This is a genomic window from Mycobacterium sp. IDR2000157661 (genome assembly GCF_022317005.1).
In the GTDB taxonomy this organism is placed as follows: domain Bacteria; phylum Actinomycetota; class Actinomycetes; order Mycobacteriales; family Mycobacteriaceae; genus Mycobacterium.
Map to the genome: position 1 here is coordinate 3,979,900 of NZ_CP081006.1, position 13,255 is coordinate 3,993,154.

Consider the following 13,255-nt stretch of genomic DNA (forward strand, 5'->3'; position numbering starts at 1 on the left):
GGAGGAATGATGACCGATCGCGTCACGGTTGGAGACCTGCGCGTGGCCCGGGTGTTGTACGACTTCATCAACAACGAGGCCCTGCCGGGTACCGACCTGGATCCCGACACCTTCTGGTCGGGCGTGGACAAGGTCGTCGCCGACCTGACGCCGCAGAACGACGAACTGCTGGCCAAACGCGACGATCTGCAGGCGCGCATCGACAAGTGGCACCGGCAGCGGGTCATCGAGCCGATCGACTCCGAGGCGTACCAGGCCTTCCTCACCGAGATCGGTTACCTGCAACCCGAACCCGACGACTTCACCATCACCACCTCGGGTGTCGACGCCGAGATCACCACCACCGCGGGCCCGCAGCTGGTGGTGCCGATCCTCAACGCGCGCTTCGCGCTCAACGCCGCCAACGCCCGCTGGGGCTCGCTGTACGACGCGTTGTACGGCACCGACGTCATCTCCGAGGAGGACGGCGCCGAGAAGGGCACTAGCTACAACAAGATTCGCGGCGACAAGGTCATCGCCTACGCCCGACGCTTCCTGGACGGCGCGGTGCCGTTGGCGTCCGGCTCGTGGAGCGACGCGACCGGCCTCAAGATCGACGGCGGCCGATTGCTCGCCGACCTCGGCGACGGGCAGGCTGAAGCCGTCGGGCTGGCCGATCCCGAGCAGTTCGTCGGCTACACCGGTGAACTCGGTTCCCCGCAGTGGTCGGTGCTGCTCCGCAACAACGGTCTGCACATCGAGATCCTGATCGACCCCGAATCACCCGTCGGGTCAACCGATGCCGCAGGCGTCAAGGACGTCGTGCTGGAGTCGGCGGTCACCACGATCATGGACTTCGAGGACTCGGTGGCGGCGGTCGACGCCGACGACAAGGTGCTCGGTTATCGCAACTGGCTGGGCCTGAACCGCGGCGACCTCACCGAGGAGGTGAGCAAAGCCGGTGAGACGTTCACCCGCACGCTCAACCCGGACCGCACCTACCACACGCCGGACGGTTCTGGCGAGCTGACGCTGCCCGGCCGCAGCCTGCTGTTCGTGCGCGACGTCGGTCACCTGATGACCAACGACGCGATCCTGCGAACGGACGCCAACGGTGACGAGATCGAGGTGTACGAGGGCATCCAGGACGCGCTGTTCACCAGCTTGATCGCCATGCACGGGCTGAGGTCCGGGGACGACGGCTCCGCTGGGAACGGGCCGTTGGCCAACAGCCGCACCGGCTCGATCTACATCGTCAAGCCGAAGATGCACGGACCCGAGGAGGTGGCTTACACCGTCGAGTTGTTCAGCCGCGTCGAGGATGTGCTCGGCCTGCCTGCCAACACCCTCAAGGTCGGCATCATGGACGAGGAGCGGCGCACCACGCTGAACCTCAAGGCCTGCATCAAGGCCGCCGCCGACCGGGTGGTGTTCATCAACACCGGCTTCCTGGACCGCACCGGCGACGAGATCCACACCTCGATGGAGGCCGGGCCGATGATCCGCAAGGGTGCGATGAAGAGCACCGACTGGATCAAGGCCTACGAGGACCAGAACGTCGACATCGGGCTGGCCACCGGGTTCTCCGGCAAGGCGCAGATCGGCAAGGGCATGTGGGCGATGACCGAGCTGATGGCCGACATGGTCGAGCAGAAGATCGGCCAGCCGAAGGCCGGCGCCACCACCGCGTGGGTGCCGTCGCCGACCGCGGCGACCCTGCACGCCATGCACTATCACGAGGTCGACGTCTACGCGGTCCACCAGGAGCTGGCGGGCAAGCGGCGCGGCACGGTCGACCAGCTGCTCACCATCCCGCTGGCCAAGGAGCTGGCGTGGGCGCCCGAGGAGATCCGCGAGGAGGTCGACAACAACTGTCAGTCGATCCTCGGCTACGTGGTGCGCTGGATCGACGCAGGCGTCGGCTGCTCGAAGGTGCCCGACATCCATGACACTGCGCTGATGGAAGACCGTGCCACGCTGCGTATCTCGAGTCAGCTGCTGGCGAACTGGTTGCGGCACGGGGTCATCACCGAGGACGACGTGAAAGCCAGCCTGCGACGCATGGCGGCGGTGGTCGACGAGCAGAACGAGAAGGATCCGGACTTCAAGCCGATGGCGCCGGACCCCGAGGCCAGCATCGCGTTCCAGGCCGCGCAGGAACTGATTCTGTCGGGCACCGATCAGCCCAACGGGTACACCGAGCCGATCCTGCACCGCCGTCGTCGCGAGTACAAGGCCGCCGTCGGCGGTGCGTGATCCGCTGACCCGTCGAGGTCGCGAGCAAGGGCGTAATGGGCAGGCATAGCAAACCGGATCCCGAAGATTCGGCAGGCCGGGATTCCGGGGCACAGCACAACGAGTCCCAGACCGAGCGCTTCGATCACTTCGGCGACACCCCGAACTACGGCGAGGACCGGGGCGAGGATTTCGTCGGCGACGGGCCCGCTGGGGCGGTCCCCCCGCGCTCGGGTCCGCAGCACAGTGTCGATTGGGACGGTGGCGAGTGGACGGGCAGCCACCGCGCGGTGACGCCGAAACGGCGCGGCGTCAGCGTCGGAGTCATCGCCGCGCTGGTGACGGTCGTCGTGGTTGTCGGAGCGGTGATCCTGTGGCGCTTCTTCGGTGACGCGCTGTCGGACCGCAGTGACGCCGCGGCCGCCCGCTGCGTAGACGGTGAACTCGCGGTCGCCGTCGCGGCCGACCCGTCGATCGCCGAGCACGTGCAGGGGCTGGCCGACCGGTACAACGAGACCGCGGCGCCGGTCGGCGACCGATGCGTCAACGTCGGCGTCACACCGGCGACCTCCGATCAGGTGGTCAACGGATTCACCGGCACCTGGCCCGCCGAACTCGGTGAGCGGCCCGCGTTGTGGATCCCCGCGAGCTCGGTCTCCGAGGCGCGCTTGGAGGCGGCCGCAGGCGCGAAGACGATCAGCGACAGCCGTTCACTGGTCAGCACCCCCGTGCTGCTCGCTGTTCAACCTCAGCTCAAAGGCGCCCTGGCGCAGCAGAACTGGTCGACTTTGCCGCAACTGCAGACCGACCCGGCGGCGCTCGACGGGCTCAACCTGCCCGGCTGGGGTTCGCTGCGGCTCGCGTTGCCGCTGAGCGGCGACGGCGACGCGTCCTACCTGGCCGCCGAGGCGGTCGCCGCGGCGTCCGCACCCGCCGGCGCGCCGCCGAGTGCGGGCATCGGCGCGGTGAACAGGTTGGTGGCCGGTCAGCCCGAGTTGGCCGACGACCGCGCCTCGACCGCGATGGATGCGATGCTGACCGCCGACGAGCCGGCCGCCGCCCCCGTGCATGCCGTCGTAACCACCGAACAGCAGTTGTACCAACGCAGCACGGCGCTGCCGGACGCCCGAAACGTCGTCGCGTCGTGGCTGCCGCCCGGGCCCACCGCGATGGCGGACTACCCCACCGTGCTGTTGTCGGGCGACTGGTTGTCGAAGGAACAGCAGACGGCGGCCAGCGAATTCGCCCGGTTCATGCGCAAGCCCGAACTGCTCGCCGAACTCGCGGACGCCGGCTTCCGGGTCGAGGGAGCCGCGCCGCCGAACAGTGAGGTCGTCGACTTCGCACCGGTGTCGGCGCCGTTATCGGTGGGCGGCACCGAGGTGCGCGCCACTGTCGCCAACGCCTTGACGGCGCCGGTGCAGAGCCCGGCGGTGACGATCATGCTCGACCAATCGATGCCCACCGACGAGGGCGGAAGGTCGCGGCTAGCGAACGTGGTGGCGGCGCTCGACGCCCGGTTGCAGGCCCTGCCGCCGACATCGGCGGTCGGGCTGTGGACCTTCGACGGTAGCCAGGGCCGGTCGGAGATCGCCATCGGCCCGCTCGGCGATCAACTCAACGGCCAACCGCGCTCGGCGGCGTTGACCGCGGCCCTGGACGCGCAGTCCGCGTCGGGTGGCGGCGCGGTCTCGTTCACCACGCTGCGGCTGGTCTACACCGCAGCGATGGCCGATTACCGTGAGGGACAGCCGAACTCGATCCTGGTGATCACGACGGGACCGCACACCGACCAGAGCCTCGGCAGCGAGGGATTGCAGGCCTATATCCGCGGCGCCTTTGATCCGGCACGCCCGGTCGCGGTCAACGTAATCGACTTCGGTGCGGACTCCGACCGCGCCACCTGGGAGGCCGTCGCGCAGATCACCGGCGGCAACTATCAGAACCTGCAGAGTTCGGCGAGCCCCGAACTGACCTCGGCGGTCGCGAACTTCCTGGGTTAGTGCGCCAGCAGGCTCAACGCCGACCGCGCGAACACGTCGGGCACCTCGACCTGCGGGTAATGGCCGACGCCGGGTAATTCGACGACGTCGGCGGCCGGCCGTAGCTCGCGCAGCCCGTCGAGCACGTTGACGGTCGCGACCGGATCGCCGAGCGCCCACAGGAAACTGAGCGGCCTGGGCCAATCGGCCACCGCACCGTGCCAGCGCGACGCGTACTCGACCCGCTCACCGAGGTAGGAGATCAGCAGGTGCGGGATCCGGTGACCGTCGTGGTAGGCCATCAGCGCCCACTGGGCTTCGGCCTCCTCGCGGGTCAGCGGGTGGTCGTCGCTGAACAGCTTGCCGAACCCACGGGCGAACCCCCGCTCGCTGATCAGGCGGGCCGCCACCTGGCCGAGGGGGCCACGCAGGATCTTCTGGATCGGCCGCAGACTGGCCCGGTCGAGGATGACGCTGCCGTTGGTCAAAACCGCGGCCTGCAGATCGAACGGCAAGCGGCTCTCCAGGTCTCGGGCCAGCAGTTCGGTGGCCACCGACGTGCCCATGTCGTGTGCGACCAGCACGACGGGTCCCGGCGTCGTATCGGCCAGCACGGACGAGACGATGTCGGCCTGCTCGAAAAGGCTGTAGCGGTGCGGACGCGGTTTGGCCGAAAGCCCGAAGCCCAGGAAATCCAGCGTCACCCACGCGCGATCCCTCAGGTGCGCGACGACGTGGCGGTAGTCGAACGAACTCGACGGGTAGCCGTGCAACAGCAGGATCGTCGGGCCGTTCCCGTCGGCCGAGCGGACGAACACCTCCCCGGCAGGCGTCGGCATCAGGCGGCCGCCGTCCCGCCATTCCCGTACGCTGTCAGGGAGCACGCCTCGGACCGTACCAACGGATTTTCGCGTCGGCGTCGCGTTCGTCGCAGATTCCGTTCACCATGAATCTCATGTCAGTCGAGTTCGTTCCCGACCCAGCGCTGTACCCGTTCGCGTCCCACTGGTTCGACAGCTCTCGAGGTCGACTGCACTACGTCGACGAGGGCACCGGCCCGGTCATCATGCTCTGCCACGGCAATCCGACGTGGAGCTTTCTGTACCGCGACATCATCAAGGGCCTACGGGCTCAATTCCGGTGCATCGCACCCGACTACCTGGGGTTCGGTCTCTCGGAGCGGCCTGCGGCATTCGGTTACCGGATCGAGGAGCACGTCGAAGTGGTCGGCGAACTGGTCGACCACCTGGGCCTCGATGGCTACCTCACCATGGGACAGGACTGGGGCGGTCCGATCAGCATGGCGGTCTCGCGTTTCCCGACCATGTGCTCGTGGAACTTCCCCAGGCCAAGCACTTCATCCAGGAGGATGAGCCCGAGGCCATCAGCCAGGCGATCCTCGCCCGCTTCGGCTGACTTCCTCGACGCCCGGCAGACGCGCCTTTGCGTAGCGCTAGGCGAACGCCTCGACCGGCGGGCAGGAGCACACCAGGTTGCGGTCGCCGTAGGCGCCGTCGATGCGTCGCACCGGGGGCCACACCTTGGGGCGGAAGTTCTTGCCCAGTGGATAGGCGGCCTGCTCGCGGCTGTACGGATGGGGCCAGTCGGCCACCAGCAGGCTCTCCGCGGTGTGCGGGGCGTTGCGCAGCGGGTTGTCGTCCACCGGCCACCCGCCGGAGCCGACCTCGTCGATCTCCGCGCGGATCGCGATCATCGCCTCGCAGAACGCGTCGACCTCCTCGATGCCCTCACTTTCGGTCGGCTCGACCATCAGCGTGCCTGCCACCGGGAAGCTCATTGTCGGGGCATGGAAACCATAGTCCGCCAGACGCTTTGCGACATCGTCGACGGTGACGCCCGTCTGCTTGGTGATGGTCCGCAGATCGAGGATGCATTCGTGGGCGACCATGCCGTTCTCGCCGGTGTAGAGGACCGGGTAATACTCGTCGAGGCGGCGGGCGATGTAGTTGGCCGACGCGATCGCCGTCAGCGACGCCGCGCGCAACCCGGCCGCGCCCATCATCCGAATGTAGGCCCAGCTGATCGGCAGGATCGACGCCGATCCGTAGGGCGCCGCCGACACCACGGGCCGCGCTGCCCCGTCGACCCGAGCGCCGTCGCCGAGTTCGGCGGCGAGCGGGTGGCCCGGCAGGTACTTGGCCAGATGGGCCCGCACCGCGACAGGCCCGACGCCCGGGCCGCCCCCGCCGTGCGGGATGCAGAACGTCTTGTGCAGGTTCAGGTGGCTGACGTCGCCGCCGAACCGGCCCGGCCGGGCCAGGCCGACGAGCGCGTTGAGGTTCGCGCCGTCGACGTAGACCTGGCCGCCGACGTCGTGCACGGCCGCGCAGATGTCGGCGATGTCGTGCTCGTAGACGCCGTGGGTCGAGGGATAGGTGATCATCAACGCCGACAACCGGTCTGCGTGTTCGGTCACCTTCGCGCGCAGGTCGTCGAGGTCGACGTCTCCGTTCGCGCGGCAGGCCACCACGACGACGCGCATGCCGGCCAGCGCCGCCGAGGCGGCGTTGGTGCCGTGCGCACTCGACGGGATGAGGCAGATGTCGCGGTCCGGTTCGCCGCGCTCAGCGTGGTAGGCCTGGATGGCAAGCAGTCCCGCGTACTCGCCCTGCGACCCTGCGTTGGGCTGCAGCGACACCGCATCGTAGCCGGTGATGTCGACCAGCCACTGCTCCAGATCCGCGATCAGCTTGCGCAGACCGGGGGTGTCGGAGGCCGGCGCGAACGGGTGCTGACGGCCGAACTCGGGCCAGGTGATCGACTCCATCTCTGCTGCCGCGTTGAGCTTCATCGTGCAGGAACCGAGCGGAATCATGCTGCGGTCCAACGCGATGTCCTTGTCGGCCAGCGACCGCAGGTAGCGCATCATCTCGGTTTCGGTACGGTAGCGCGTGAACGCCGGGTGCGTCAGGAAGCCCGACGCGCGCGTCGCGATGGCCGGGGCGTCGAAGTCGCCCTCCACCGGCGTCGCCTCGAACGCCGACAGCACCGCCTCGACGTGCGCGGCGGTGGTGGCCTCGTCGCAGGCCACCGACACGTGGTCGTCGTCGACGAGCCACACGTTGATGCCACGCGCCTTGGCGGCGTTGCGCACCTCGGCCGCGCCGCTCGGCACCCGGGCCAGCACGGTGTCGAAGAAGTCGCGGTGCACCACCTCGACCCCTGCCGCCGCCAGTCCCGCGGCCAGCGCGCGGGCGCGGCCGTGCACGCGGGCGGCGATCCCGGTCAGCCCGTCGGCGCCGTGGTAGCTGGCGTACATCGCGGCGATCACCGCCAGCAGCACCTGCGCGGTGCAGATGTTGCTCGTGGCCTTGTCGCGGCGTATGTGCTGCTCGCGGGTCTGCAGCGCCAACCGGTACGCCGGCGCGCCGTCGGCGTCCAGCGACACCCCAACCAGGCGACCGGGCAGTTGTCGCGCATGCTTGGCATGGACCGCCAGGTAGCCGGCGTGCGGCCCGCCGAATCCCATTGGCACGCCGAATCGTTGGGTGGTGCCGAAGGCGACGTCGGCCCCGATGTCACCGGGCGGGGTGACCAGCGTCAACGCCAGCAGATCGGCGCCGATCGCGACCAGCGCGTCCCGCTCGTGCGCCTCGGCGACCAGCGACGTCCAGTCGTCGACGCATCCGCTGGCGCCCGGCAGCTGCGCGATGACACCGAAGAAGTCGCCATCCGGCAGCCCCCGCCGCAGGTCGGCGGTGACGATCTCGATGCCCAGCGGTTCGGCGCGGGTGGCCACCACCGCGGCGGTCTGCCGGAACACGTCGGAATCCATCACCAACCGGTTCGACGGCCCGCGCACGGCGCGATGCATCAGGGTCATCGCCTCGGCCGCCGCCGTGCCCTCGTCGAGCATGGAGGCGTTGGCGACCTCGAGGCCGGTCAGGTCGGTCACCATGGTCTGGAAGTTCAGCAGCGCCTCGAGCCGGCCCTGGCTGATCTCGGGCTGGTAGGGCGTGTACGCGGTGTACCAGGCCGGGTTCTCCAGGATGTTGCGCAGCAGCACCGGCGGCGTCAGCGTGTCGTGGTAACCCTGTCCGATCATCGACACCGCGACCGTGTTGGTGTCGGCGAGCGCGCGCAGCTCGGCCAGCGCCTGCTCCTCGGTGGCAGCGGCGGGCAGCGTGTCGAGACCCGGCGCCAGGCCGTCGGCCGACGGCGCATCGAGGATGCCGGCGGGCAGCGCCTTGGCGGCGAGTTCGTCCAGCGATTCCACGCCGATGGTCTTGAGCATCGTCGCCAGGGCGTGGGCGTCGGGGCCGATGTGGCGGTCGGCGAAGTTGGGCTGATGATGATCGAACACTCGGGACTGCTCCAGTCGCATAGAGGAACCGCGGGTTCCCCTCCCTCTGTCGTCGACCCGGTCCGGGCGCCTGAGAGATTCGGCGCGCGAGAACGCCTTTCCCCATGGGCGGGCAGGCCGTCCCGCGAGGGAACCGCTTACCGCTTTCCAGAGGCATCGTGGCCGTGCGCGGTCCGGGTGCCTGAGAGGTTGACGGAGAGGTGTTGCTCCTTCGGCGTCCGTGGCTGGCGGTCACGGAACTCTCCCGCGCAAAGGCGATGCGCTGCCGAGTTTACCGGGCCTGCCCGCGTGGAGGAGGGAGGGTCAGCCGATCTTGCGGTCGCGGTGCTTGCGTCGCGACGCCAACTCGTCCTCGGGCGCCGCGATCGATTCACCCCCGTCGGCACGCTCGCCGGGGAAGTCGGCGATCGCGCCGGTCAGTTCCCGCATCGCGCCGGAGACAGCGATGCCGAACACGCCCTGCCCACCCTGCAGCAGGTCGACGACCTCCTCGGCCGACGTGCACTCGTAGACCGTGGTGCCGTCCGAGAACAGCGTGATGTTGGCCAGGTCCTGAACGCCGCGTTGGCGCAGGTGGTCGACGGCGACGCGGATGTTGTGCAGCGAGATGCCGGTGTCCAGCAGTCGCTTGACGATCTTGAGGACCAGGATGTCCTTGAACGAGTAGAGCCGCTGGCTGCCCGATCCGGCCGCGCCGCGGATCGACGGGACCACCAGCGAGGTGCGCGCCCAGTAGTCCAGCTGCCGGTAGGTGATGCCTGCGATCTGGCAGGCGCTGGGCCCGCGGTAGCCGACGAGTTCGTCGGGCACGGAGTCGTCCGGGAAGAGCCCCGCCTGCACCGGTTCGCTGGGCGCTGTCATCTGCGGATCCGTTCGGCCGCCGGCAGTGTTGAGGTCCAGCTGCTCCTGACGTGGCGTGTCTCCCACTTCCACAATCCTCTCGCCGATCGAACCCGCTGGCGTCTTGTCAGTGTCCCGCCAAGCGCACATTTGCCGAGCCCGAGTGTGTCGAGCATACGCTTCTCGCCGGGCCTTCGACTGCCCATCAGAATCCGGCTACCAAAGTATGGCCGCCCGATTCGTCGTTGCGGAGACTCCGCCCCGCGTGTCGAGTACGACGAGATGTATCCGTGACAATGGGCCTACGACGTCAGTACTGGCATGCGTGCCGCCGCCGCTGGACCCTCCGTCACTACAAGGCTACGTGGCTTTGAAGTCATCGGGCGAGACGCTGTCGAGAAACTCCTTGAACTTCTCCACCTCGTCCTCGCGCACGGTGCCTGCGGCCTCGTCGTCGTTCTCGTCGGGAATCAGCAGGCCGGCCTCGGCCAGCACCGCCTCCTCGACGTAGATGGGCACCCCCACCCGCAGCGCGATCGCCACCGAGTCCGACGGCCGCGCCGAGACCTTGATGTCGCGGTCGAAGATCAGGTCGGCGTAGAACGTGCCTTCCTGCAGGTCGACGATGCGCACCTCTTTGAGCGAATGGCCAAGCGCGGCAATGACATCTCTGATCAAGTCATGCGTGAGCGGGCGCGCCGGCTCGACTCCCTGCTGTTCCAGCGCGATTGCGGCGGCCTCCGACTGCCCGATCCAGATCGGCAGATACCGGTCGCCATTGGCCTCTCGCAGCAACAGCACCGGCTGGTTCTGGGGCTGCTCAACGCGAATGCCGACCACACGAACCTCACCCATCTGTGTCTGCCTTCCGCACACAAGAAACCCGCCGTAAAGCCATCGGTTTCGAGTCTAATCCTCAGCGATCGAGTACGTCGCGCACCGCCGACTTGATCAGCGACGTGTGCAACGTGATCGCCAGCGCAGCCACCTCACGGGCAAGGTCGTCGGCGCGGTCGCGAGCGCCCGCCTTGCCCGCTTTGACCACCGGTCCGGCGATCTGGGCGATCAGATCGGACTGCCGGTCGGCCGCGGACCGGAAGGCACGCAGGTGGCGGGGCTCGACGCCGTAGTCGGCGAGCGCGCGGGCGCACTGCGCGATCACCACCGAATGCTCGTCGAAGAAGGTCGCGCCCGGTCCCCGGAACGAGGGCGTTATCACTCCGGCCTTGATCAGAGCCGTCAGCAACTCGTCATCGACGCCCGAGCGCGCCAGCAGGTCCTCGCGGGACAGCCGCACCTGCGCGGGCGCCACGGCAGCCGAATCCTCCCGCCCTCCAGACACCGGCACCAACCGCGGCTGGCCGTAACCGGAACCGCTCGGGGGCAGCTCACCGTCCGGCTGTGCGTCGAGTTGGGACTTGATGACCTTCAACGGCAGGTACTGGTCGCGCTGGGCGGTGAGGATGAACCGCAGCCGCGCGCAGTCGTAGGCGGTGAACCGCCGGTAACCCGACGCCGTGCGCTCGGGGGTGACCAGCCCTTCGGCTTCCAGGAACCGGATCTTGGAGATGGTCACGTCCGGGAAGTCGGGCCGCAGCAGATCGAGGACCGCACCGATCGACATCCCGGTGAGCGCGGGAGTGTCGGGTGCCGTCATGGTTGCTCGTCGCGGGAGCGCTCACCGGCCACTAGCCGGTCGAACCGCTCTCGTCGCTCTTGGGCCCGGTCAAGAACACCAGGCGAAACTTGCCGATCTGCACCTCGTCGCCGTTGGCCAGCGCCGCGGAGTCCACCGGCTCCCTGTTGACGTAGGTGCCGTTCAGGCTCCCCACGTCGACCACCTGGAACTCGCCGCTTTCGAGGCGGAACTCGGCATGCCGACGGCTCACCGTGACGTCATCCAAGAAGATGTCGCTATCGGGATGACGGCCCGCCGACGTGGTCGGCTGGTCGAGCAAGAAGCGGGACCCGGCGTTCGGTCCGCGCTTGACGACGAGCAGGGCCGAGCCGACGGGCAGACCTTCGACCCCCGAGACCGCTCCTTCAGCGCCCGCCGCCGCCGGGGCGTCCAGTTCGTTGAGGAAGTCGGCGCGGAATACCGATGTCGTCTCCACGGTGACTTCGTCAGACGTCTGGTCAGCCCCAGAGTTCTGGTCGTTCTGTGGCACCCGCTGCTCCTAACTGGCTGTGCGTGGCGATACCGCGTCGGTGTCGACCGTACCGCGCAGTGGGCTTCACTGTGCCCACCACCGCCGGATCAGCCCTAGTTGGCTTCGGCGTCTGCACGACCCTAACAACTCGTCATTCGGTCACGGTGGCGCGGTAGCCGTCGGCATCAAGAAGTCCGCCCAGGCCCGCCTCCAGCGCCAAGGCGTCGGCCTGCAGCTCGACCAGCCAGCCCTCGCCATAGGGGTCGGAGTTGACCAGCTGCGGCGTTGCCTCCAGATCGCCGTTCACCGCAATGACTTTCGCGCTGACGGGCGCGTAGAGGTCCGACACCGACTTGGTGGATTCGACCTCGCCGAACGATTCGCCGGCGGTGACGTCGGCCCCGACGTCGGGCAGCTGGACGAACACCACGTCACCGAGGGCCGACTGCGCGTAATCGGTGATCCCGACGCGAACGGTGCCGTCGCCGGTGCGCTGCACCCACTCGTGTTCCTCGGTGTAGTGCAGGTCGGCTGGGATTTCGCTCACGAAGCTCCTCTGGTTCCAGGGTTGTTCGTCGAGGACTCGCGCCCTCACTTGACGGGCTGAGCGTATTGGCGTGGTTTCGGTTGCCGCAAGGCGGTGACGTCGACCCGGGCGGACTGCTCGATCGACATGGTCCCGCCGACGCGCTCGACGCTGTCCACGGCGCCGCCGGGAATGTTCATCGCCGCGGCAAGTGTCGGTGGATCACCAATGGCGAGAACCGAATACGGTGGGTTCAGCGTGGTGCCGTCGACCACCAGTGCGCCGGGGGCGCCCATCACCCAGGTGGACACGCCGACGCGGACCGCGGTTCGCTGGTCGCCGGCGCGCCCCTGAATCTCCATCGCCTCGGCACCGGCGTTGCGCAGTTCGTTGATCACGTCGAGAAGGGTCTCGGCGGGCACGCCGGGCGCGTTGTCGCTGATGGTCAGCCTGACGCCGGGCCCCGTGGCGGGCACCGTCCCGATCAGGATCGACAGCGCCGCGAGCCTGGCCTGCGCGTTCTCGATCGCCGCCTGATCGCTGCTGCCGGAGGCCTGCAGCTCTGCCAGGGTGCGCTGCAGTTCGGCCACCTCGGTGTTCAGCGCGGCCTCGCGCTGCTGCAACGAGTCGAGCAGCACCAGCAGATCGGCCGGGCGGGCGGTCTCCAGCGAATCACCGGACTCGTTCTGGCGCACCTGGGTGACGATCGCGATGCCCAGCAAGATGCACAGCACCACCGCCAGCGCGCCGAAGATCAACTGCGACCGGCTGCGGAGCCGACCGCTTCGGTCCGTGCCGTCCGGCGGCTGGGCATCGGGCGCCAGTTCGTGGCGGCCGTGCTGCGGCTGCTTGTGCTGCGGGGTGTGTTCGTTCATCAGGCGCCGAACAGCCTGCGCCGCAACGCGGCTGCATTGCCGAAGATCCGGATACCGAGCACGACGATGATCGCGGTGGACAGCTGGGTGCCGACGCCCAGCTGGTCGCCGACGTAGACGATCAGCGCGGCGACGAGCACGTTGAACACGAACGAGACCACGAACACCTTCGAGTCGAAGATGCGTTCCAGATAGGCCCGCAGCCCGCCGAACACGGCGTCCAGCGCGGCGACCACCGCGATCGGCAGATACGGCTGGACGAACTCGGGCACGTCCGGCTGGAACACCAGGCCGAGCACGATGCCGACGACGAGTGCGGCGATTCCGATCACGTGGCTGGACTC

At 68.5% G+C, this 13,255-nt stretch carries 11 protein-coding genes, 1 pseudogene and 2 riboswitches; of the genes and pseudogenes, 3 read left to right on the forward strand and 9 right to left on the reverse strand.

Annotated elements, in window-relative coordinates; genetic code table 11:
- Positions 1-9 precede the first annotated feature (9 nt).
- Positions 10-2,235, forward strand: coding sequence for a malate synthase G (locus K3G64_RS20440; RefSeq protein WP_238886915.1), 2,226 nt, complete (start codon positions 10-12; stop codon positions 2,233-2,235).
- 35 nt (positions 2,236-2,270) lie between these two features.
- The gene (locus K3G64_RS20445; protein ID WP_238886917.1) at positions 2,271-4,217 is read left to right on the forward strand and encodes a substrate-binding domain-containing protein; all 1,947 of its coding nucleotides are present in this window, start codon (positions 2,271-2,273) and stop codon (positions 4,215-4,217) included.
- Here K3G64_RS20445 and K3G64_RS20450 read toward each other — a convergent pair.
- Positions 4,214-5,080, reverse strand: coding sequence for an alpha/beta fold hydrolase (locus tag K3G64_RS20450; protein ID WP_238886919.1), 867 nt, complete (start codon positions 5,078-5,080; stop codon positions 4,214-4,216). The genes K3G64_RS20445 and K3G64_RS20450 overlap by 4 nt on opposite strands.
- A 71-nt stretch (positions 5,081-5,151) precedes the next feature.
- Between K3G64_RS20450 and K3G64_RS20455 the strand changes: the two are divergent.
- Positions 5,152-5,508, forward strand: a pseudogene (locus tag K3G64_RS20455) (alpha/beta fold hydrolase); the annotation flags it as partial.
- Positions 5,509-5,649: 141 nt separating this feature from the next.
- Here the strand turns inward: K3G64_RS20455 and gcvP are convergent.
- The 8 genes from gcvP to K3G64_RS20495 all read right to left on the reverse strand — a co-directional run bounded on the left by gcvP (position 5,650) and on the right by K3G64_RS20495 (position 13,243).
- Positions 5,650-8,520, reverse strand: a complete 2,871-nt coding sequence (gene gcvP, locus K3G64_RS20460) for an aminomethyl-transferring glycine dehydrogenase (protein ID WP_238886921.1) — start codon at positions 8,518-8,520, stop codon at positions 5,650-5,652.
- Between the two features lie 48 nt (positions 8,521-8,568).
- A riboswitch (glycine riboswitch) is annotated at positions 8,569-8,679 on the reverse strand.
- Positions 8,680-8,777: riboswitch (glycine riboswitch) on the reverse strand. It abuts the riboswitch before it with no gap.
- Between the two features lie 46 nt (positions 8,778-8,823).
- Positions 8,824-9,447, reverse strand: a complete 624-nt coding sequence (locus K3G64_RS20465) for a MerR family transcriptional regulator (RefSeq protein ID WP_238886923.1) — start codon at positions 9,445-9,447, stop codon at positions 8,824-8,826.
- A gap of 273 nt (positions 9,448-9,720) precedes the next feature.
- Complete coding sequence (locus K3G64_RS20470; RefSeq protein ID WP_238886925.1) at positions 9,721-10,215, reverse strand: bifunctional nuclease family protein; 495 nt, start codon at positions 10,213-10,215, stop codon at positions 9,721-9,723.
- 61 nt (positions 10,216-10,276) lie between these two features.
- Positions 10,277-11,017: a transcriptional regulator FtsR gene (ftsR, locus tag K3G64_RS20475; protein ID WP_238886929.1), complete on the reverse strand. Its 741-nt coding sequence runs from the start codon at positions 11,015-11,017 to the stop codon at positions 10,277-10,279.
- A gap of 31 nt (positions 11,018-11,048) precedes the next feature.
- Positions 11,049-11,528, reverse strand: coding sequence for a glycogen accumulation regulator GarA (gene garA, locus K3G64_RS20480; protein ID WP_238886930.1), 480 nt, complete (start codon positions 11,526-11,528; stop codon positions 11,049-11,051).
- Between the two features lie 133 nt (positions 11,529-11,661).
- Complete coding sequence (gcvH, locus tag K3G64_RS20485) at positions 11,662-12,057, reverse strand: glycine cleavage system protein GcvH (RefSeq protein WP_238886932.1); 396 nt, start codon at positions 12,055-12,057, stop codon at positions 11,662-11,664.
- Positions 12,058-12,101: 44 nt separating this feature from the next.
- Entirely contained in the window at positions 12,102-12,911 is an 810-nt protein-coding gene (locus tag K3G64_RS20490) for a DUF881 domain-containing protein (RefSeq protein WP_238886934.1), read from the reverse strand.
- Positions 12,911-13,243 (reverse strand): small basic family protein, encoded by a 333-nt coding sequence (locus tag K3G64_RS20495; protein WP_238886936.1) that lies wholly within the window; start codon positions 13,241-13,243, stop codon positions 12,911-12,913. The genes K3G64_RS20490 and K3G64_RS20495 overlap by 1 nt, the downstream gene beginning before the upstream one ends.
- Positions 13,244-13,255: the final 12 nt, after the last annotated feature.